The 22,990-nt window shown below is 65.1% G+C and carries 13 protein-coding genes and 1 pseudogene; 2 read left to right on the top strand and 12 right to left on the bottom strand.

The features are described 5' to 3' along the window. Nucleotides 1-179 precede the first annotated feature (179 nt). The 9 genes from EV646_RS38500 to EV646_RS38455 all read right to left on the bottom strand — a co-directional run bounded on the left by EV646_RS38500 (nt 180) and on the right by EV646_RS38455 (nt 14,285). Nucleotides 180-467, bottom strand: a complete 288-nt coding sequence (locus tag EV646_RS38500) for an SCO4225 family membrane protein (RefSeq protein WP_132157762.1) — start codon at nt 465-467, stop codon at nt 180-182. 78 nt (nt 468-545) lie between these two features. After that, complete coding sequence (locus EV646_RS38495) at nt 546-7,163, bottom strand: RHS repeat-associated core domain-containing protein (RefSeq protein WP_241996612.1); 6,618 nt, start codon at nt 7,161-7,163, stop codon at nt 546-548. Between the two features lie 926 nt (nt 7,164-8,089). After that, entirely contained in the window at nt 8,090-8,290 is a 201-nt protein-coding gene (locus tag EV646_RS38485) for a helix-turn-helix transcriptional regulator (protein WP_132157758.1), read from the bottom strand. Then, entirely contained in the window at nt 8,274-8,621 is a 348-nt protein-coding gene (locus EV646_RS38480) for a hypothetical protein (protein ID WP_132157756.1), read from the bottom strand. The genes EV646_RS38485 and EV646_RS38480 overlap by 17 nt, the downstream gene beginning before the upstream one ends. Nucleotides 8,622-8,627: 6 nt before the next feature. Next, entirely contained in the window at nt 8,628-9,578 is a 951-nt protein-coding gene (locus tag EV646_RS38475) for an ArdC-like ssDNA-binding domain-containing protein (RefSeq protein WP_132157754.1), read from the bottom strand. Nucleotides 9,579-9,610: 32 nt separating this feature from the next. Beyond that, complete coding sequence (locus tag EV646_RS38470; RefSeq protein ID WP_132157752.1) at nt 9,611-10,975, bottom strand: hypothetical protein; 1,365 nt, start codon at nt 10,973-10,975, stop codon at nt 9,611-9,613. After that, nucleotides 10,959-11,264: a hypothetical protein gene (locus EV646_RS38465; RefSeq protein ID WP_132157750.1), complete on the bottom strand. Its 306-nt coding sequence runs from the start codon at nt 11,262-11,264 to the stop codon at nt 10,959-10,961. The genes EV646_RS38470 and EV646_RS38465 overlap by 17 nt, the downstream gene beginning before the upstream one ends. 1,012 nt (nt 11,265-12,276) lie before the next feature. Beyond that, a complete protein-coding gene (locus tag EV646_RS38460) occupies nt 12,277-13,485 on the bottom strand; it encodes a helix-turn-helix domain-containing protein (RefSeq protein WP_132157748.1) in 1,209 nt (402 codons plus the stop codon). Then, on the bottom strand, nt 13,482-14,285 hold the full coding sequence (locus EV646_RS38455) for a hypothetical protein (RefSeq protein ID WP_132157746.1): 804 nt from the start codon (nt 14,283-14,285) through the stop codon (nt 13,482-13,484). The genes EV646_RS38460 and EV646_RS38455 overlap by 4 nt, the downstream gene beginning before the upstream one ends. Nucleotides 14,286-14,475: 190 nt before the next feature. On the opposite strand from EV646_RS38455, the gene EV646_RS38450 reads away from it, so the two are divergent. Then, complete coding sequence (locus EV646_RS38450; RefSeq protein ID WP_199237513.1) at nt 14,476-15,588, top strand: hypothetical protein; 1,113 nt, start codon at nt 14,476-14,478, stop codon at nt 15,586-15,588. 443 nt (nt 15,589-16,031) lie between these two features. Here the strand turns inward: EV646_RS38450 and EV646_RS39160 are convergent, their stop codons facing one another. Further along, a complete protein-coding gene (locus tag EV646_RS39160; RefSeq protein ID WP_158291133.1) occupies nt 16,032-16,190 on the bottom strand; it encodes a hypothetical protein in 159 nt (52 codons plus the stop codon). Between the two features lie 20 nt (nt 16,191-16,210). On the opposite strand from EV646_RS39160, the pseudogene mobF reads away from it, so the two are divergent. Then, nucleotides 16,211-18,424 (top strand): annotated as a pseudogene (mobF, locus tag EV646_RS41120) (MobF family relaxase); the annotation flags it as partial. 1,876 nt (nt 18,425-20,300) lie between these two features. Here mobF and EV646_RS38440 read toward each other — a convergent pair. Then, entirely contained in the window at nt 20,301-21,563 is a 1,263-nt protein-coding gene (locus EV646_RS38440; protein ID WP_132157742.1) for a chymotrypsin family serine protease, read from the bottom strand. 805 nt (nt 21,564-22,368) lie between these two features. Beyond that, on the bottom strand, nt 22,369-22,990 hold a 622-nt coding region (locus EV646_RS38435; protein ID WP_206752062.1), incomplete at its 5' end, for a nuclease-related domain-containing protein.

Here is a 22,990-nt window from a genome sequence, read left to right as displayed (position 1 = left end):
GCCGAGCCGGATCAGGCAGATGCCGGCGACCGCGGAACCCTCACCAACTGAGGGCGAAACGGTGCCAGAAGAGCCCGTGCCGAGTCTTCGGGGTTCACCCGGTAGTTCACCAGCAGCCGCGCTCGATCTCGCCGAAACCCGGGGTCGCCACATTGGCTGCCTGGTAGGGCGTTGGCCGATCAGGCTGCTTCCTTGCCACCCTGGCGACGGTCCAGATACTTGACCACCAGCCAGGCTTGCACAGCGGCGATCGCGGCGTACCAGGCGACGGGGAACAGCCACAGCCACGAGGGGCCGTCCACTGGCAGCACCCCAAGCGAGATTGAGTAGTAGGGCAGATAGAGAAGGAGGCTGAGTGGAGCAGTGAGGAGCATCATGGCGGCATAGGCCGCGAAGCTCGGCTGCTCCGGCACCGCGACCAAGACGGCAAGTGCGATGACGACCGACACGTAGGCGACAGCAATCATGCGGCGCTGCCTCCGCGGGGGAACCATCATGTGCTCGGTGCCGTCCCTTCTGCGCGGTGCCGGCCCATCTGGTTACGCTCAGCACAGCAGATAGCTCCCACCTGTGCGACAGGCGAGGTACCAGAGGTTGAGGGCAAACTGGTTCCACGTCCGCCTTGCCCTTGCAACATAGATCGGCTTCGGGATCCAGAGCCCTGCGAAGGACCACCACGGCACCCATCCGTAGATGGTCAGGTAGAGCCACCCGGCTGAGGACTTGGTGAAAGTGAACTGGATGTACCCAGGATAGTCGGGGTGGCCATGCAGCGTCTTGAACCTCCACCCCGCGCTCGAGTTACTCCACCAGATCGCCTGGACCCAAACGGGGAACCAGAGGCCCCCTGGTCGAAGGTCCATCCGGGTGTTGTACTTCAGAGCGCGAGCACCTGGGATTGGGAAGTAGCAGGTGAAGCAGCGGATGAGATACATGAAGAAGTAGTAGGCCGATTTGCGGTAGTGGCCTAGCGCATAGATGAGGGTGTAGGTGTATAGGCCACTGATGTCGGAGCAGTTCACGGGGTCGGCGTTGCAGTAGCCCTGGCTCGTGTTGCTGCCGCCTGCTACGGGGTCTTGGCTCGTGAACAGCCCTGTGGCCGGGTTGTAGACACGGGCGCCCAAGAGAATTAGACCGGTGTCGGTTGTTGAGCGGGTCGCGCCACCTAGCCAGGCGTAGCCGGCACTGCTCGCACCCTGAGCCTGCCCATACTCGTCGAATGAGCTCCATCCGCCGATGCTCGTTGCCGTGGCCTGAGAGTTCGGAATCGTGGAGGTCGTCACGATGTCGCCGTGGAAGTTGGTGAAGGGCACCTGTGCCGACCCGCCCGTTTGGACGATGAGACCTAGCTGCGTGTCTATCAGACGGGCATACCGGGTGCTGGTGGCGCCGTCGCTGATCCAGGTCGGGTTGTCGCTGGTGTCGGTGTAGTGCCGCACCGTCTGTGTGGCGCCGACGGTTTCGGTCGATCGTCGATCCATGGCGTCGAGGCCCAAGGTGGTGGTCGAGCCTGCCTGGGTGATCGACTTGACGATGTCGTTGTCGAAGTAGGTCAGGCTGATGTCCCCCGCGGCGGGTTTTGGTGCGTCTGATGCGGGAATCGTCAGTGTCCGTCCCAGCGCGTCGTAGACATAGCTGCCCTGTCCGGAGGCGCCGGAGGTGGGACGGTCAGCGGTGTCGAATTGATGCGTGGCCGTCGTGCCGCCTGCAGTCGTGCAGCTACCGTCGCCGGCAGCCGGCGCCACCGCTTGTGACAGGCGGTTCCCGTTGGTGTCGAATGCGTACGTGCGGGTGGTACATGCTGGGGCCTGGGCAGGGTCGGTGACGTCGACTCCCGATCCCGCCGCGGTGCGGTCGTTCACCCGAGTGAGCCGACCGGCCGGGTCGTAGGTGATCGATCGGTCGTATGGGATGGCGTCGCCGACGTCGCCGGAGCCGCCGTTGGGTGGGCCGGTGAAGGCGGCGCCATCCGGTGTCCACTCGCGCGTCACGCGGCCCACGACGTCGCGGTCCTGGGACCAGCTGAGCCAGCCGCCGTCGGGAATTGTGGTCGATGAGCCGTCAGGGTTCACTGTGGTCAGCTGGCCGGTGTAATCCAGGCCCACCGGCGATCCTGTGATGTCGGTGCTGAGGGTGCGTGCGATGCCGCCTGGCAGCTTCTGGACTGTCAGCGTGCCGGCGGCGTCGTATGCGCCTGTCGAGGACCAGATTGAGGATCCGGACGTGATCTCGATCTTGGTTGGCAGACCTCGGTGCTCGACGCGACCGGCGGCGTCGGTCCCGTCGTAGGTGTACTGGGTGGTGCCGTTCGGGTCGACGATGGTCTTGACGCCGCCGCCGATGTCGTAGGCGGTTGTGGTCGCGGTCTCGCCGGACGGCTGGTAGCTGATCGGGCGGCCCCACGTGTCATAGGTTGTCGTCACGGTTCCAGCGATAGTTGCGTCACTGTTGCGTGCGGTGATCGTGGTCGCGGCACCGGTTGCCGGGTCGTAGGTTGTGTACTTCGCCGTGTTGGGTGCCGACCCGGTCATCCCGGTCACAGTGGTGCGCGTGTTGTCGACCTGGCCATCGAGTCGGTAGACAGTAGTGGCTGTTCGGGTAACACTGCCCGACGTTTGTTCGATCACCGTAGGTTGCAGCAGGTAGTTGTACTGAGTGATCCTCGACGACGGCAAGCTCGGGGTCGCGGGCTGTCCAGCGGCCGAGCTGGGCGCAGCAGCTGGGGAGGTCTTGCATGTCAGACCGGCCCACTCCGGCTTGTTGCCGCACTCCGCGGCATCGCTGTTGGTGCCAGCCGTGTAGTAGGCGGTTAGCGTCGTGCCTGCGTCACCGCCGGCGTCGGCCGACTTCGGCTGCCTGTTCTCCACCACTCGGCCGTCGGAGTCACGCCGCACGAAGCTGACAAGGTCTCCGGTGCTTCGCTGACCGTCGAGGTCCAGATCGGTGATGATGCGCGAAGCCTCGCCTGCCTCCCAGCCGTCCGTTCCACCCGTGACGGCGGCTGAGTAGTCGTGGATCGTGCGCAGTACAACCTCATCCGTTGAGGCTCCGGGGTCGAACGCAGACTTTGTCGTACTCGTCATCAACCCGTAGGGGGTATTCGTGAAGGGACTGATGCCGCCGTTCGGTGCGTTTTCGTCGTAGGCGAGGTGCGTGTGCAGTCGGACAGGCCTGACCGTGCCGCTGGAGGTGGAAGCGTCACGGACGGGGCCGTAGGTGTCTGTGAGCCGAGTGTCGGCCGGGACGATGGTCACGCCGTCTGTGTTCTGGATCGCGTCGTTGTAGACCGAGGTCGTCCCGAGAAGGTCGGCCGCCGAGGACGGCAAGGCATTGTCAAGGATCTCGCGGATCGCGCGCTGGTCGAGAGACCGAGTGATGTTGGACCATTCGTCGCGCTCGCTGGCCGAGTATTGCCACGCTCCGGCTCCGAAGTCTGCAGTGTTGATCGTGACGCCTTCGTCGTCGGTGTATTGGAACTGTGCGTATTGCCAGTCGTTGGCTGCGACCTCGCCGGGCGTGGTGCCTGGCGCGGGATGGTCTGGTCCGAAGACGGCAAAGCCATGCGTCGGTGTGACGCGCTGACCCCAGCGGGCCACCGATGCCGAGGACAGGTCGGGCAACCCCGGGCCCGTCGCCTGCACGTCGTAAACGAACGAGGCGAGTGTCGCGACGCCGCCAGCAGAATCGGTGGACGGCCGTACACGAGTCACCGAGGTCAGCTTGGTGTTTGCGCCGACGACGGCGTAGTTGAGGACGTAGGGCTTCAGGCCTGGTGGAGTCACCGACGTCAGGCGGTTCGCCGCATCATAGGTGTATCCGGTGGTCAGCCCTGAGCGCGGATCGGTGACGCTCGCCAGCCGGCCTGAGGTGTCATAGCTGTATGTCGCCATCTGGATCGAGTCCATTCCCGCTCCGCCGGTCTTCGCGGGGTTGTACACGTCCAGCCAGACGCTCGTCAGGAGTCCGCTGGTTGCGCCTGACCCGTACTGCAGGCGCAGCGATTGGCAACCAACGGCCCCGGTGTACTGTCCGCCAGACACGCAGGTGACTCCCGTCGGGGCGGGAGCGAGAATCCTCGCTACGAGACTCGGGTTCGCCGGATCGTACAGGTATCGCGTGGTGTCCCCGCTGTCCGCCTCGGTCACGGCGTCAGGTTTGAACTGGGCGTCGGTGGTCGCGGACAGTGGCGCGGCTAAGACGAACGTCGTTGTGTCGCCCGCCTCGTTGGCGAGTGTCAGCTTCGTGGCCAGGCCGGTCCCTGAGACGGTGAGTTTGACCTTGGTGTCAGTAGTCCACTGGTCGGCCGGCTGCCACGTACCCGTCGGGAACGTCGCCGTGCTGCGGCGCGCGCCATCCGGGGTGCTGAAGACCAGCGGGGTTGAGACGCCGTCAAGAAAGGCGATGATGCCGTTGGTTCGCGATGAATCGAGGACCTGTATTCCGATTTCCTGATCGGTCGGGCCATCCAACTGTGCGGTCCACCCTGGCCCAAAGATCCCAGTTGTCGCATCTGTGGGCCCATCGAAGGTCGAATGTGAGCGTGAGAGCGCCAGCGAGCCGTCGGGCGTGCCGACAGAGGCGTCTGTCACGTTGAGGTTGAACTCCCCCGTCCACAAAGCCACCTGCCCAGCACCAGCGGCCGCGGTCGGGAAGTCACCGCCGAACGCATGGGGCACGCGAAGTACCGAGACGGCCTGCTGTGACCAGGTGCATTGGGTGGCGGTCGTATACGTCAGGCACACCTGCACATCCAGCAGAACAGGCCTTGACGCGGACACTGTCGTCGGCTGCACACCGGCCGTGTTGGGGTCAGCATCCAATTGACTGTCTGTCGTCGCGGAGGTGGTGTCCCAGACGCCGTTCACGATGACGCCAGCCGTGCCGTTATCCGTCACAGTGAGGTTCGGCCCGTCGTTCCAGCCGACGAGTTCGCTGTTCGTGTGATCGTAGCCCGAGAGTCTCCATTTGAGCTTGGCAGTCGGCGCAGAGCCAGAACCCTTCGGTGGACCCGACGCGGCGATCGTCACGCCTCCTGCCGTGGTGATACGCCGGTCGGCACTCGGGGACGACAGGGAAGTGCCGCCCCAGCCAATGCTGTACTCGGCCCCCGGGCTTGCCGACAGCAGTCCGGCCGGCGTCTCGGCGTAGGCATTGATCGTGTGAAGACCCGGCGTTCCCTTCGGGATCGTCACAGTGGTTTTCGCGACCGCCGGATCGCTTGAAGGGGTGATTTTGATCTGGCCCGCAGCACCTCCGGTGAAGTTGGTTGCCACCGGTTTGCCGTCCACAGTCAGGCGAACATAGCCCGGCGCGATGTACCCGGCGCCGGCCGCAGCGACCGTGCACACGACGTCGGCGGCCGGCGGGTTGTCCTGCCAAGTGTTGTTCGAATCGTACGGCGCCGGGCACGAAACCTCCGGAGCCGCTGGCTTCGCCGCTCCGATCCGCAGCCGGCTCTGGTAACTCGTCCACGGGCCGTCGCTGCTGCCGTCGTTCGCTTTCGCGCGGATATACAACAGCGTGTTGTCCGGCAGATCCGCAGCCGGGCGGCAGCCGGCCGTCGTACCGGAGGCATACACCGACGACGTACACGTGCCGAGCAGATTGAACGTCGGGCCGCTACCAGTGAAGAACTCGAACACATACTTCACCGTGTTGCCATCCGGGTCCGTCGCCTTGGTTCGTACCCACGGCCGCAGAGTCGGTGAGTACATGTACGACTGGGTGTCGCCCGGTGCCGCGTACGGGACAGCCTCGGTCGTCTCCACTGTGGCGGGCTGATTCGGCGGCCGGTTCCAGGTCAGCGAGATATAGGGGTCGGCCGGTCCTTCGGTGGAGTAGAACCGCTTCCACGCGTTCGCATCGGCCTCGTTCGCCGCCTTCAGCATCACCGCGACCGTTGCGTCCGTGGTGCCGGACCAGTACTGCGCCAGTCCGGTCATGTTCACATACACGCGGTCGGCCGCACAGGCACTGGAGAAGCCCTTCGCCGCAGACACCGAACCCCACACTTGCTGGCTCGTCACCGGCATGGACGACCACCGCGTCGACGTTGACGCCGGCAACGATGCATGCAGGTTCATCTGCGTCGCCGTGCAGGTCGTCGACCCGTACTGCATCAACGACAAATACGCCGACACCACCTTCTTGCCCTGGAACGACGAACCCGGGAAGTTGAGGAACGACCGCTCGGTCGCGGTGCCGTTCTTGCCAACCCGCAGATCCACCGTCGACGACAGGTCATTGGGCCAGCCGGACTGCACGAATGTGTCGAAAGTCGACATAACGGCCACGTTTGCGTACGTCGGGTCCACCGTCACCGGAAACACGCGTGCCGGATCCAGCAGCCACGCCGCGTCCGGTGCGAGCACCAGCGTCGCCTTCCCCGGCGAGACCTGCTCCAGCGACATGCTCACCGCGGCGGTGTTCACGGGCATCTTCGTGTGCTCGTCGGTGACCGCGTCCCACATCTGGCCGACCGGGATGCGCGACCGAACAACACCCTTGGCGTCAACGAACTCGATCACCCCGTCCGCGGCCTGCCGCGCGGTCAAGCCCTTTGTGCGCAACGGGATCCGCCACGTTGGCGCCGTGGCCGGGCGCTGCTTCACGACGAAGTCGACCTCGAAACCAGAGCGACGCGCGTCCAGCCGAAGATCCACCCCTGGCTGTACGTCGGTGTAAGTTGCCTTGGTCCCAGCGAGTGTCGGTTTGGAAAGCTTCCACGGCGCCAGCCACTCGACCTGGCGGCCGGTGCCAGCTGTAGCCGATGCGAACACACCACCAACCGCCGAGTTCTGCCTACCGAACTGCAGACCCAACCCGTGGCCGCGGGACGCGACCGTGCCGTCGGTGGCCATGGCAAGCGTCAAGTCGATTGACTGCCAAGCACCCTTCGCGGTCTTGAACCGGATCGGCGACGCATGCGCCTCCGTCGTCATCGTCCCATCCGGATTCGCCCACGTCGTCGATGTCTCCGACCGCATCGACTCGACCTCAACCTTCGAGCCCTGCGAACGAGCCGTCACCACCGCCGAGACCAGGTCTGGACGTGACGCCACCATCGCCGGCGCCGGTCTCGGGTCCGCGGCCGGGGCGGCCGCCGCAGCTTGCTGCACTTCCAACCCGGTCACCAGTAATGCGAACGACACAAGAATGGCCACGATGCGCGGAGACTTCCGCACGCGGGCACGCCGATAAGGAGACATGACAACCCCACCCCACGCCGGGCCTAGGACAAAGCAACGGTGACTAGGCGGGTCACCGAGCTGACCGGCGACCGCTACATCGCGTTAGCCGAGAGGGCGTTACGCGAAATGTCACAAGCTGCAATTTCCTTGACGACCCACCTGCCGAGGGCGTACACGCTGTCAAAGCGGCTGCTTGACCGTATGTCGCCCGGCATGCTCTGACACCCTCAGCAGACTCGTGTACAGCCGGACGCTGGCGGTTTTGTCAACGCCAGGAGTTTGCACGTCGGCGGCTGAGCATTTGCCTGCAGCCGCAATGCCGGGCCGGCGTCGGCATGCCCGCAGCCACCGCTGCCGAGTCAGGCCGCAGAAGGTGGCAACGTACGAGCCGATGGCCAACTTCGCCGCCTCCCCAGCCAACGCCACCCGGCACCTCGCGGTTCACTGGGGTATGCCGAGCCCAACGGGGTACAGGTGCCGCAGCTGATCGAGTTGGTCTCAGGCGTGGACGACTTGGTGGGAGCAGCCATCACAGAACACATGCCGACCGGCGGTGCCGGCGATTCCGCCGATGCCAGGGTCATCCACCGTGTGGCTGCCGCACTCTGCGGTTGAGCAACCGTGCGTGCGGAAGGATCCCGCGTCATCATCGCAACATCCTTGCCACCCTTGCCGCACAGGCCACCAGACCCACCCAGCTGGTTCCTGAAGACTGGCTGACTGAACCATTGCGACGGGTAACACGACTCGGTGTAGGTGGGTCGTGCGCCATTTCTTGTATGAGGCTGGACGAAGTACCAGGCCTTTCGAGCCGAGCGGCGTGATCGTCAACATCTGACTCACAGCAGCAACGGCACGTTGCCGACCACCCAGCCGGGCCGGATTCGTGGTCACCGGCTTCATTCGTCGTCGGCATCCTGCAGTCCTGCGAACCAGTCGATGACGTCGCTTCTTCGGTAGCGGAGGTGACGGCCGATTCGCCTTGCCGGTGGGCCGTAGCCGATCGTTCGCCAGCGGTAGAGGGTTGCCTTCGGGATGTTCAGATAGGCGGAGACTTGGTCGATATCCCAGAGCGGGTCGAGGTCAAGTGTCATTGTCATCGGGACCTCCCGTCCCGCCGATCTGGCGGTCGGTGGTGCGTTGTCCGTTGGCCTCCTTGACCACACGTCGTACGTCGCGAACGCTCCAGCCGAGGATCTCCGCGGCCGCCTCGGCCGAGCCGCACACCCGGGCGAGTTCGGCAGTCTCGGCGGCCGATGCTGTTTCGGCGGCCGCGACTCGTTCGTCATGTCGTTCGACCGCGAACGCCCTCGCTTGGATCGCCCGCTCCAGTGCGGCGTACGCGCGGATCGTTCGTGCGGTTGCGGCTTCGATCCGTGCCTGTCGCTGGCGTGCCCGCTTCAGTGCCTCTACTCTCTCGCTGGCACCCATTGCGGATCACAGCTCGGGTCCGTTGAGGCCGGGCGGGACGAACAGCAGATCGGTCTCCGTGGCTGGGGCAAGTGAGAGAGTAGGCCGATTGGTCTCCATATGGGTGCTTGTCGAGTCGATGAGCTGCCTGGCTGTGTTGACCACGCGGGCACCGGTTGCCTTGATGACCCGCTCGGGTTCCTTCTCATCAACCGTTGACGCCCACCCGGCGACGTACGGGAATGACGAGCCGTCGACAGTCAGTCCGTGATGGGCGAGCACGATGTAGGCGACCGACTCGGCCTCAACCTCGCGCACTCCCCGGCACATGATGTTCCCCGCGCCCGCGTCCTCGGCCGGCGAATGCATCCGCAGATGTCCGACCTCATGCGCGAGCCGCGCGACGGCGGTCACGTCATCCAGTCGATCTCCGATCACGATCTCCCGCTCGACGTAGTCCGTGAAACCCTCTGAATCGTCGCCAGTACTTCTCCTGCTGAGCGTGAACCCACTGGCGCCGACCTCGCGCGCGAGCGCATCCCACAAGCCGACGGGTGCGGTCCCGACCACCGGCGCCGGCGTCGGCGGTTGCGGGATCGGAGCGCCGACGGTGTGCGTGATGTCCCAGACCGTCGTGACACGGAAGCCAACCAACTGCGCGTCGGTTCCTTCCACGACGGCAGGCTGCTCGGGCTGTTCCGCAGATTCGGTCTTCGGGCGTGCGTGGATCGGTGCAAGGATCTTGATTCCCCGACCGGCCTTCACCCGGCGACCGAGCTTGCCCCAAGCCTTGAAGCCGGCCACCCAACTGGCCTCGGGCATCTGCAGCGTGATCAGTACGACGTTCCCGAAGCCGTACCTCGGAAAGAGCGCAGCCGCATCGAGCCAGCGGGTCCACTCCTCCCCCGACCGCAGCTTCCGAACCTCGGCTTCCAGGACCCGGTGCAGATCCTCGGCGCTGACGCGTGCGTTGTTCATCGCTACCTCCCTGGGATCGACTCGCTGACAGCTCAACGGCCGGGCCCGACCGGTTCTTGTCCTGGATTTCCAGATCCGGTGCTATCAGCAACGAATCGATCCGCCTTCTTCCGTACGTCGACGAACGGCGGCGGCATCACCGGGTTCCGCGCTGCGCCGTACGGGCGTGACTGGTGACAGGTGCCAGCCATGCGCCGGGCGAGATCCGCCGCCACCGACAGGTGATCGACGCTCCATTGGAGTGCGTCGGTCAGCTCGTCGAAGCAGTCCGCGCGGCTAGTGCGAACCCACCGGACCTGCGGCGACCTCGAACCGGCTCCGGGACGACGCAAGTACCTCGGATCACGCTTGGCCAGCTCATGCCGCGGCACAAACAGACGACCCTCGACAATCAGCCCGGCCACCGCCTGCTGCTGCATCCGCACGACACGATCCGCCGAATAGACAAGCTCGTCCATCGCATCAAGCAGCGCCGCAGCCGCCTGCGGAGTCGGCACCAGCTCACTCGGCGCCAGGAGCGCTCCATCACGCCGTACGACGCGATCGAAGATCCTCACCAACTCCAGGAACGCAACCTCGCCAGCCGTGTTGCTCCGGCCACTGACATCAGACACACGCCGCTGCCAGCACCGGGCCACACGCATCGCACCGTCATCGAACGTCCGCAGCGCGACCTTCATCGTCCTCAAGTCCAACTCGAGCAGCGCACCAAGCCCAAGCGCGGCCGTCATCGCAAGGAGATGGTCTGCCAGATGCCAGGTATAGCCACAAACCGTCCGCAGCTGTGCCGTCATGGACCGCAGATCTCGGGACAGCAGCGTCAGCGGCGGAATGGACTGATGACCCCGCTCCCACCGACCCGCACACCGAGCCAGCAGCGAGACATCGTCGACCCCGTCCTGCGGCGCCCCGATCGCCAATCCACCCAGTACGCCGAGACCAGTCCTTCGCCGGTCCGACTGCGCCAGGACCTCAAGCTCAGCCATCACCTTGGTCACGCGCCGATACCCGGGAGATTGCTTGCTGATCCGCAGGTCGCGCAGTACGACACGGCCTGCGATCAGCACGACCGCCGCAACCTCAGCCCGCGCCGCGGCGAGATCGTCCCGATCATCGAGCGCGGCCGCCGTGCTGGGGTCCTGACTGGCCAGCAGATCCGCGCCGGCACCGATCGCTTGCGCAAGACGAGGCATCGGAGCCCCGCTCCGCACGACGATCCTCTTCGACGCATCGAACGACGTCAGATCGCCACGTAGCCACCGCAAGTGCCGCCGCGCCGCGACCAGAACCGCCTGCCATCCCGCCGCCAGCTCGGCCTGATCGGAATGCACCTCACGATGCAGATCAACCGCCGTACGACGAGCCGCGCGCAGCAGGTCCTCATACGTCGCGCGCATCTTGGACCATCCGCACGTCCGAAGCCGTCGTCCGCAGCGCATCCCCCAACGCAAGCCGCCAGCTCAGCTCCTCAATCGGCACATCGAGCCCATCGACCGCGCGCGCAGCTTCATCGAGCAGGGCCGCCGGATCGGCATCGAGCTCGCCGTCGTACCGCGCGTACGGCGTGATATCGAGCAGCTCGCACAGGCGGTACCGGCTGAACGCGGTCATCGCCCAGCGCCCATCGACCGCGCTCGCTTCCAACCGCTCGATGATCGCCTCCGCGCGGGTGACCAGATCGACCACTCGGCGGCGCTTTTCGTCACTGCAGGGGAGGTTGTCGTTCACTAGGGACCCTTCCGTCGATGTCACTCGTGGCAGCCAGCGAGTCAACTGACCTCGCTCGGTCGCGCACGCTCAACGGATGTGGATGCCAGCTTTTGGTGCCAGAGGCAACCTCACCAATCTCGGACTTCTCACACCCAAGGCGTTTCCGTCGCCGACACGATGAGACGCGATCTAGCGACGGCGGCCTACTGCAACGAACCGTCGAACCACGCGCCGCCGCAGAGCGCGACGTTGGCGTTCAGGACATGAGAGATGCGTAGACGCCGCGAAGTTCGGCGGCCTCGTGACCGCATGCGTCGGCCCCTCATGACCCCTTTGGCGCGCCACGAGGTGGGACCTAGACGCCCTGAGGTGAGGCCTTCAACGGCGACCACTCGCTGTGTCGGGGCGACGCGTGGAGGCGGCGTACGGATCACCAACCATTTCCCGCACCTCCGCCATCAGCGGCCGCGCATGACAAGGGTGCTGGCGCCCCAACGCACCCTCGAGTTTGCTGTAGATCTCCACCCAGCAGGCGAGGAGGGCTCGGCCACCATGCCGGTCAACCCTCTCACCTGCAGGTTCAAGCTCATCACTTGCCGACGATGCTCGCCCCTTGGCGACGTCCCACGGAGCACCGACGGAGCAGGACCAAGGTGGTTTGGCACATCCGACCAGCGGGCGCATCAGGCGACCACCGCGACATGTCACCACGCCGCCCTCAATCACATCCAGGCCGGGCCACCACAGTGTGGATGCCCCACGCCCCACGCCGTTGCCGACCGATGCCGAGCTCCGCGGCGGCCCATGCCGACCCCTTCCTGTCGCATGGAAAAGAACCCAAGGCGCGAGTAGAGGTTTGCAGCAGAGACCCGGGCGGTGGCTCTCTGGCTCCTCAGTCGAGGCCTCGCTCCATCCTCCGAGGTTCAGCCCTGCTAATCACAAGGTCCGCCGTCAGCCAAGTGTCGACCCTCGACTTCACATTCGCACACTAGGGTCCAGGCAGTTTGCGTCGCTGCCGCTGCAACAGAGACACCACCCGACCATCGGTCCGATGACTCGTACCGCTGTCCAGATGACCAATGTCGGATGTTGCGCTTACGGGCATCCGGGCCGTAACTGTGCGGAACAGATCGACCGGGACGCGGCACTGCTCGACTAGCTGCGACTCGTCAATGCCTTCCTGAACCAGCAGCTCAACAGCGCGCGGCAGCAGGGAGGGCTGCTCGATAGCGCTCACCAAGCCGGGCTCGGTTCGTCGCCAGCCACGCGCGGAGATGGTCGTCATGGCGTTGCGATATGACACATCGCTGAGTCCTCCGAGCCAGCGGGCGCGGTACAGCAAGGCCTGGATACTCACGCCCCAGTGTTCCTTCAGACGGGCCAGGATCCGCCAAGCATTGCCGCCCATGCTGACCGGGAGAAGATCGCAGATCTGCTCCGCCGGCATCAGCAGCTCGGCGGCGAAGCGATGGGCCTGATCCTCGACGAGCCTGCCGCCGGGCTCAGCATCGCCATGCATGATCAAGTGGCCCAACTCATGTGCAACATCGAAGCGCTGACGGTAGTAATCACGCTTGATCGGGTTGAGGACCACCACAGGGCGAAGCCGACTGTCGAAACTGTAAGCATCGACCGATGCCGTCTGCTCCGGACTGAAGACCACCAACACCCCGTGGTTCTCCAGTAGTCGGATGAGGTGTCCGGCTGGTCCAGCGTCGATCCCCCATTGCCGCCGGACGAGCTGGGCGGCACGCTCAGGGCCATCGCTCTCCCGGTCGTCGACCGCGACCGGCAGGGTCGGCAAGTCGGGTTCCGGGAACTCGACGTGCTTCTCCAGACTGGTCGTGATGTCTACGGCCAGTTGTCCGTAGGCAGATGCCTGATCACGGGCCAGTTGGCTGGTGGAGCGCAGTGAGCGGAAATGTGGAGTTGCGCTTAGGGCGGCGACGTCATCCTGACGGACTGCAAAGAATCCCGGGTCGACCGACAAGCTCAGAGCCAGCTGCGCAACCGTGGCAGCCGTGGGCCGCTTGGCCCCGGACTCCCAAGCCGCAACGGCGGTCGGGCTCTTCTCGACCAAGCTCGCGAGGTCACTCTTGCGCAGTCCGGCGAGGCGGCGGGCTAGCGTGAGCCGCGGCCCGTCGAAGAGCGCGGCGACGTCCGCCGCTCGGTCGGCAGTCGGCGTTCTGCGAGTCACCACTCACCGCTGGCTTGTTCGCGAGGCTGTTCCTCTGCCGGGCGGCGCAAGCGGACCGGCGCGTCGGGCACAGTGTTCGGCTCGGCGGGCAGAGGCCTGTCATCGGTGCGACGTCCACCATCCGCTGGCGGGGCGCTCAGAAGATCCTGACGCCAGTGCCAGGCTTGACCGCCACCGGTGTTCAGCCGCGCACGGCCAAACACCAACTCGACTTCCTGGCTGAGCGAGTCAAGGCTGTGCGCGATCACGAAGGTCGCCAGGTCCAGATCACGCCCGGCCGTCAGCGCTGCTTCTAGCCCGCCAATCTCCTCATCGGCGAAACCCTCGAACAGGGAGGGCTGTGACGGCTCGGGATCGTTCTGTTGCGCCACCAGCCGCTTCGTCGGGCTCTTTTGCGGCCAGGGCAGCTTGTCGAGCTTGCCGAACATGCACGAGGCGAGCAGGAACCGGCGCCTCCCGTGAGCCCAGCCAGGGCTGCCATTGAGGTTCGAGCGTCGGACCAGCATGGGATATAGCCGCGGCATACTGTCGATGTCGACATCGGACAACTCTGCGTACAACTGGTCGAGGTCTGCGTCGCCGTTGCCAGAACTGACTGCATAGCGCTCGCAGCCAAAAACGCGGTCCAGCCGGTTACGAAACAGGGTGAACCTAGTGTTGCCGAGCCAGGCCGCGTCGTGGCCGTCGTCGTCCGAGTAGGTCTCCAGGGACCGACTGGTAGCCGAGAGGTACGCCCAACGCACGCCAGCGAGGACTCCGGCCTCGCCAAGCTCCGCAATGACATCCTGCTGTTCACTCACGACGCCGAAGTTACACCACAACCAGTAATCGGCGTGCTGAACTCAACCAAACCGGCGTGTCGCGTGTCGCGAACCACACCACTGCGTCCAGGTGAGGGGTACTGCCGAGGTGCTTAAGGCAAGCGCAAAGCGGACGAAGTCCGCGAGCATATGAACCTAACGACTTCTGACCATCACGCCGGAGGAGCCTGTGTCCATCCACGCCTGCGCTTTCTGTGGCTCCAGCGGCCCGCTAACCGGTGAGCACGTGCTCGGGGACTGGTTGTCACGGATCGGCTTGGACCTGGAGCCGGTATTGCATGGCGCCGGCCCTCTCAACCGGATCGGCCGGGAGCTCGGCGTCCGCCCACCGTTCCGGCAGAAGGTGCGGGACGTATGCGGCGACTGCAACCACGGCTGGATGAGCCGTCTCGAGGTCACGGCTCAGCGCGTCCTGACGCCGTTCATCTTGGGCGAGCCCGGCGAGATCGAGGTTGCGGACACCGGACGGATTGCAGCGTGGGCGCAGAAGACCGCGCTCACGGCCATGCTGGTGTCGTCCGAAGAGGATCGGGACCATGGTTACGGGCTGCCGACTTCGGAGTACCGCGACTTCTACACTCTGCGAGAAGAAGCGTGTCCTCTCCCAGTCAGCCAGTTCTGGATCGGGCGGTACGACGGAGTTCGCGGCTGGTCCGTGCGGGTCACGCCGTTGGCGGTGCGCATAGACGGCATCCCTGAACCCGACCGGCCGCAGGGCTATGCCATGACTGTTGTGCTCGGACAGCTCGTGCTCCATGGGGTGCGATTCACGACGCCGAGTCTCCACGCCCAGGTATCGACCCGGCTAGACCTGCCGCAGCTCTGGCCGTCAGCGGGACCTGTCTCCTGGCCGAGAGGGATCCCCCTCGACGATGCTGGATTCCTTGAGTTCAGCGGCGGTACAGAGTTCCGTTCAACCGAGAAGCACGTTGAGCTACGACCATGGAAGCCCGCAACGGAGCTGGCGCCAAGCCAGGCAGTTGGCGGCATGGTCGAATTGCAAGCGATCTGCGGCGCGCACGTTGTCTACTACCCTGCCGTCCTGGTCCATGAGGCGATGCGCGGACAGTTCTATGCCTTCTGGACTGCTTGCGAGTGCCCGATCGCATACCTGATACAGACTGAGCCGGACGGCGCGCACTGCATCGCCGCGGATACAACGGAGGCCATCACGGAGATGTACGACGCGCTCGAACGAGAGGAGTACCTGATCCAGGACGAATGTGGAGACTTCTGTTGCAAACGGCTAACATCGTCCGGCCCGCTGCGATTCGAAACGTGACCAGGTAACTCGCCGCACAGCCGCGGCCATCGCCGCGAGCCGCGGCAACAGAAACGCGCACCAGCTCTCCCCGCTTTGACCATTCGCTAACGCCAATTCGGGGGCGATGCAGCCATTCAACGACTGCGCGCGATAGCGCCTGCGCCCAGTGCATCAACTGGGATTGGCCGTATGGCGATCAGACGCGCCACTCGCCACCCCTGCCGGATGCCCTCCACCGCCGCTACTCGCCCGCCCTCGGCAGCATCAACACCGTCACACATCTTGCACCTAAGGCGTTTCTGTCGCCGAAACGATTAGATTCGAGGGTCGGCGCGCTCTTCCGTTGAGCGATTATGACGACTCCTGAACCTCCATCCGAGGCCATCCACCTCGACCGGACCAGAGCCTGTGAGTACTGTGCGGCGGTCTTCGTCGCGCGCAGATCCGACCGGCGGTTCTGTTCAGATCGCTGCCGCCTCCGACACTGGCGTAGCCGCCGAACGGCGGCGAGCGGAGCACTTCGCGACGACCACCAGCTCCTGGATGCCCTGCGCGCGGAGATCGATCAGCTGCACCGCGAAGTCGCCGATCTGCGACGAGCCCTCACCGAGCTTGAGCAAGAGTTCACGCGGCTGCGGTCGTGCTGAGCATCCATCGGCTCACGGCCGGAGATGGCTACAAGTACCTGGTCAGGCATGTGGCTTCCGGTGACGTCGATCGACGCATGGCTACCGCGCTCACGTCGTACTACGCCGCCTCCGGATACCCAGCTGGGCGTTGGATCGGTAGCGGTTTGAGTGGCCTTGGCGATGGTTACCTGGTGCCTGGTAGCGAGGTCACCGAGCCCCAGATGGCCGCACTTTTCGGTCGCGCCGAAGACCCGTTGACCGGCCGGACACTCGGCCGCCCACACCTGGTTTACGAGAGCCCCTCACGTCGCATTCGAGCCCAGATCAAGGCGCTCGATCCAGCCCTCACCGACGCGGCCAGGCAAGACGCAATCGACAAGATTCGCAAGGCCGAGATGCGGCAGAAGACGCAACAGGCCGTCGCCGGATTCGACCTGACCTTCTCCCCCGTCAAGTCGGTTTCGGCGCTCTGGGCAACGACCGATGTCGGCGTACAGGAACAGATCGTTGCCGCGCACCACGACGCCGTCAACGACATCCTCGACCTCATCGAACAGCACGCCGCCCTCACCAGAACCGGCCACGGCGGCATCGCCCAAATCAACACCCGCGGCCTCATCGCCGCAGCCTTCGACCACTGGGACACCCGCAGCGGCGACCCCCAGCTCCACACCCACGTCGTCGTCGCCAACCGCGTCCAAGGACCCGACGGACGCTGGCGAACCCTCGACGGCCGCGTCCTGTTCCGCTCCGCCGTCGCCATGTCCGAGATCCACAACGTCTTCCTCGCCGACAACCTCACCCGCCGCCTAGGCGTGAACTGGGAACTGCGCGAACGCGGATCACAACGCAACCCGGCCTTCGAAATCGACGCCGTAGCCGACGAACTCATCCGCGAGTTCTCCGCCCGAACCGAGCAGATCGACTCCAACCTCGCAGCCCTCCTGGACGAACACGACCGCCCACCGAGCCGAGCCGAGATGTACACGCTCCGGCAGCAGGCAACGCTCATGAACCGGCCACCCAAGCACCTCGCCCGCCCACTGGCAGCCCTCATGAGCGAATGGCGAGCCCGCGCGAACCAGGCCATCGGCCGCGACGCCGTCGAAACCATCCAACGCTCCCTCGAGCAGACCGGCGACCGTCCGCTGGCCGCGGCTGACCTCAGCACGCACACGATCGAGGCGTACGGCGCAACCGTCGTACTGACGCTGCAGAACAAACGCGCGACCTGGACCCGCTGGAACCTCCTCGCCGAAGCCGCACGCCAAACCCGGCTGCTTCGACTCGTCTCCGCGCGCGACCGGTTCGTCGTACTCCAGGCCGTCGTCGAGAGCGCGGAACAGCAATCCATCAGCCTCACCGCACCGGAATTGGTCACCGTTCCGACGACCAGGCTCGAGGGCGAGAGCGTCTTCACGATCCACAACGGCCAGATCTTCACCTCGCCCGTAGTCCTCGGTGCGGAGTCTGTGCTGCTCGATCTCGCCCGAGACTGCGAAGGCCCCACCATCCCGGCAAGCTCAGTTCGGACGGAGGAGCTCAGCGCGGACAAGGTCGAAGCGCTGCATAGGATCGCGGCGAGCGGACAGAAGCTCGAGGCGCTGATCGGCCCAGCGGGCACCGGCAAGACCAGCCTGCTCTCCGCCCTGACCACCAGCTGGGAATCCGTCCACGACGAAGGTTCGATCATCGCGCTCGCGCCATCATCGGCCGCCGCGACCGTCCTGTCCGACGCCATCGGCTCCCCCACCGAGAACATCGCCAAATGGATCCACGAATCCGTTGGACTAGGCGCCGAACAACGCCGCCAACAGATCCAACAGACCGAGTACGCCGCTCAACTCGCGAGCCAAGCCGGCCGTCGACGCCGGCACCAACGCCTATCCGTCCTGCTCGCCACGCTGCGCTCCGAACAAGACCGCTGGAGCTTCCGCGCCAACCAACTCGTCATCGTCGACGAAGCCTCCATGGCAGGCACCATGGAACTCGCAACCCTCGCCCGCGAAGCCAACGCCGCCGGCGCCAAACTCCTCCTCGTCGGCGACGACGCCCAGCTCGGCGCAGCCGACACCGGCGGCGCATTCCGCCTCATCGCCCGCGACACCCAAGCCGCCGAACTCAGCGACGTCTGGCGCTTCACCAACCCCTGGGAACGCGACGCCAGCCTCGCCCTCCGCCGCGGCGACCTCGCCGTCATCGACCAGTACGACGACCACGACCGCCTCACCGCCGGCGCAAGCGACGACATGGAAACCGCCGCCTACCAGGCCTGGCGAGCCGACATCGCCGCCGGAAAGACCAGCCTGCTCATCGCCGCCGACAACACCACCGTCGCCCGCCTCAACGCCCGCGCGCGCCTCGACCGAATCCACACCGGCGAAGTCGAACCCGACGGCATCGAACTCCACAATGGCAACCACGTCGGCATCGGCGACCACGTCGTCACCCGCCTCAACAACCGCCGCCTCCGCTACGGCCACCAGGGCTTCGTCCAAAACGGCGACCAATGGACCGTCATCCATCGCTGGCCCGACGGCTCCCTTACCGTCCAAAACCCCAACGGCGAAACCGTCACTCTCCCCACGGGCTACGTGCAGGAATCCGTCGAACTCGCCTACGCAACAACCGCCCACCGAGCCCAAGGCGCCACGGTCGACACCGCCCATCTACTCGTCTCTGACCAACTCACCCGCGCCCTCATTTACGTCGGTATGACCCGCGGCCGCCACACCAACCGCGCCTACGTCGCCACCCACCAGACCACATCCGACATGCACGAACCCCACCCCGAACAAACCATGCAAGACGTCCTCGAAGCGGTACTCCAAGACCCAGGCACCGAACAATCCGCCCACGAAGTCATGCGCCAAGAACTAGACAACGCAACCCGACTCGACCGCCTAGTCCCCATCCACGCATACCTCTGCCAACTAGACGCCCACAACCGCTACCGAGAGGCCATCGCCACCAGCGGCCTCGACCCAACCGACCAAGCCGCCGTCGAAGCCTCTCCCGCCTACGGCCCCCTCATAGCCACGCTCCGCCGCGCCGAATCCGCCGGCCTCAACATCCCCCAAACCCTCCATCGAGCCGTAACTCAATCCCCTCTGCACACCGCCCACGACGTCGCCGCAGTCCTCCACGCCCGCCTCAACCGCCTAATCACCCGAGCCGAACACCGCACGCCCCAACCCCCACCCCTGATCGCCGGCCTCGTAACCCCAGTCACCCACATCACCGACCCAACCCTCATCGCCCCACTCCGCGAGCTCGAAGCCCAAATCACCCAACGCGCCAACTGGCTCGCCGAGAAGGCGATCACCTCCAGCTACGCCTGGTCCGAAGCTCTGTTGAGGAGTCTGGCCGCGAATTCAGATTCTCAACGCGTTGATCTACTGCGACGTGTCGCTGCGTACCGGGAACGCTACGGAGTCAACAGCAGCGACCCGCTCGGCCCGGCTCCCGCGCCGACGGCCTCTCACCAACGGCATCACCACACGCTGCTCACTGAGCAACTCCAAAGCCTCCAACCAGACCATCAATCTGCTGCAGCGGGGTCTCGCGACGATCCAGTTCACACACCATCCGGCCCGGCTCTAGATGGCAGCTGACGGCGACCCGTGATTGTCTTGCCGACCTCGAGACGGATCGACTCGTACCTTGAAGTAGCGCATCCCCGCCAACAGTTGTCTGCCCTGCTGACGCGTTAGGGCACCGCGTGAGTTGCGCGCCAACCACCTGCCCAGCCCGTGCCCGCCGACGATCTCCACACCGCTGACCTCGCGCGGATGGTAATCGAGATCGTGTCGTGCACGACCCCACAAGACCAGCAACGGCCGAACTGGGAGGTCAGTAACGTGCAGCGAACCCAGAATGAGGCTAGCGCGACGCGCCGCCCGCATAGCGGCTGTTACGTCGGCAAGCAGGATGCTCTCAGTCAGATCCGTTGCATGCCACTTGCTGTCGATAACAACGATGCTTGCGGCGGTCACGACCAGATGGTCGATCCATACTGCTTTCGCCCAAACCCGCCAGACGGCAGCTGACCGGTACCTGTAGTCAGCTGCCGTCTTTGATCAGAGCTGGTCGACAGCCGATTCAACCAAGAATCAGTGTGGCGCCGGCTCGGGCAGAGATGTTCTGGACGGTGGAGAAGACCATGTCGACGGCTTGATCACCGGCACAGTTCCATTTGCCAAGGTGCTGGCCCCACGCTCTCACCGTTCCGTCACTGGCCGTCGTCAGCCACGGCCCGCCCGAGTCGCCGCTCTTGGTAAGGGTCGGATTGGAGACGCAGGTGAGTTGTTTGGTGGTGATCCCGTCGAAGGTGACCGCCGCGGTACGGTTCCTAACCAACCCACAGACCAGGCCGCCGTTCGCGCCGCTCGAGCAGGCCGTCACACCGGTCAACACTCCGGTGTCGACGCTTGTGACCCTGCGCAGGTCCTCCGTGGTGGGACTGCCTACCCATACCGTGCCGCTCACCGCGCCGACGGTCATTCGAATGAACTCGAAGTCGATGTACTCGTTGTTGTTCAGGTACTTCGTGCCGACGTACCCGATGCGCTGCGACGTACTGACGTGAAATACGCTCTCGCCGGGCTCCGCGCAATGGCCGGCCATGCTCGCGTACCGCAGGCCGTCCGAGTGGCGAAGCCAGTTATATCCCTGCGTGCACTGCGCCATGCCCACATCGCGCGGCCAGAACTGGTCTAGGTACAACGCATTCCCGGAGGAGTACGGCGAAAAGTCGTTGTACCGTCCTTGAATCTGCGGTGCGGCGGTCGGCTGGACGTCCACGATGTCGCCGAAGTGCTTCCGCGCGGCGGCCTGCAGCGCATCGGTACCGGTCAGCGCACCCGCAAAGATCCGCCCGGTCACCTCGTCGACCGAGGCACCGACGATGTTCTTGGTCGCGGCCTGACCACCCCACTTGGCCCTCTCGTCCATGAAGCGTGACACCAGCGCGTTCTGCTGGTCGATCGACATCGGAACGGACCGGAACTTCGTCGTCACCCCGAGCCTCGCGCTGGTCACGCGATCGCGGATCGCGCTCTGGAGCTCGGCGCGGTGATCGGCCTGCTTCGCCTTCGGTTGCACGAGGTTGATGTACAGCACCTTCGCGGCGGCATCCCAGTGCGCACCGCCGAAGGAGTTCGCGTACTTCGCGGTGGCCCGCGTTGCCTCCTCGGCCGCCTGCTGCACCGGGATCTCGTCGACCGGTGTCAGATTCTTCGGAAGCGCACTCGTCGATCGGGGCTCGTTCGCATCGGGCTGCGCCGACGCCTGTACGCCGTTCGCACCCAGGAGCAGCAGGGCGGTGGAACCCAGAATGGGCAGGACAAAGCGAGCTCTTCGCATAGTGGAGTCCTCAGTGAAGTCGCGTCGAATGAGCTTGACGGTCACCAACGATGACCGATCCGGCACTCCTTGACGACATGGTCGAGCAAAATTGCACGAAGTGACATCCAGCGTTGTGGCTCAGATCAGGTTGGCCCCACAGGGCGCGCGCATGCAGCCATAAGAACTGCTATCGGCGCCGCTCAGCTGCCACGTCGGTAGGGAGCGCCATCACAAGGTGCCGATGGCGTGGGGCCAGTCGTGGGGCCACCTGGAGTCAAGTAGCGTTGGCAGAGGGGTCAGATCGGGTCGAGACACGAACTCCCGGAGCCTGAAGTCGGCTCCTGTGGCAACGGCCGTCGGACTCATAATCCCCAGCCAAGAAGTGGTTTCCTGGTCATCAGGCTTGGCACTGCCGACGCATCCGCGGGCCGGTGGCCAGCAACTGACGCCTCAGTTGGGGCGCTGCTCCGTCTCTAACAAGTAGGCGCCGGCCTCCTCACGCGTAGCGAACGCCTCCCGTGGCTGTCGGTCCGCTCCGACGCCGAATCGCAGGATCCTCCAGACATTCCGATCTTTACGGACAACGCCAATCATGGGTGCTCCCATTGAATTCTCAGCGACCAGATAGGCGTCTAGGAAGCTCGGACGGGGTCGATTCGTCATTGCGATCTCCTTTTAGTGAGGGCTCCCGGAAGCAGCATCTTTTGCGGCCCGCGGGCTTAACCCAGCTCGCCGACGCCTCCACCCCTGGTCGGCTCTGCCTTCTTCGTTGCTGGGGGTCGAGTGGGATCTACGCGGGCATTGAACAGTCATAGCTTTGTGACTACTTCGGTGGCGTGTTCTGGCTGATGGCACCGGCGGGGCGCTGCGCCAGCCAGCTGCGCAGGCCTGATCCTCTGAGGATCAGTACTCCGTCTACAACACATCCGGCCTCGGGTAGGTCGCCTTGTCCGCGGCCCCAGACCACGACGAGTGGCTGCGCTTCGAGGGCTTGCCGACGCAGGGACCGCAGGATCAGGTTCGCGCGCCGTGCTGCGGCGCGGGCGGTCGCAACGTCGCGGTCGAGAACGGCGTCGGTCAGATCGGCGGCGTGCCACTTGCTGTCGATGGCGTAGACGCCGGCTGGTGCAATGACGAGGTGGTCCACATCCCCGCTCTGAATCTCGAGGTTGTCGATCGAGCTCCAGATGTGTCGCTTTCGTTTGGCTCGCCGTAGGACGTCGCGGGTGTTGTCCTCCCCGTATGCCCCGGACAACTCTCGCGTCGAGCCGGTGTAGACGAGGAAGAGATGTCCCACGGCGGCGACGAAGAACGTCGCCACGGCGCCATGCGCAACGCCAAGCAGGTACCCGCGCAGGACCAACGTGACCGGGATACTCGCGATCGCACACACCGGCGAAGGCCAGGATCGGCCGCCAGTTGGTTCGTAGGAACCGAGTGAGCTG

Source organism: Kribbella antiqua (genome assembly GCF_004345665.1).
Taxonomy (GTDB): domain Bacteria; phylum Actinomycetota; class Actinomycetes; order Propionibacteriales; family Kribbellaceae; genus Kribbella; species Kribbella antiqua.
Note: the sequence above shows the minus strand (reverse complement) of the source record. Positions and strands in the feature narration are given on the sequence as shown.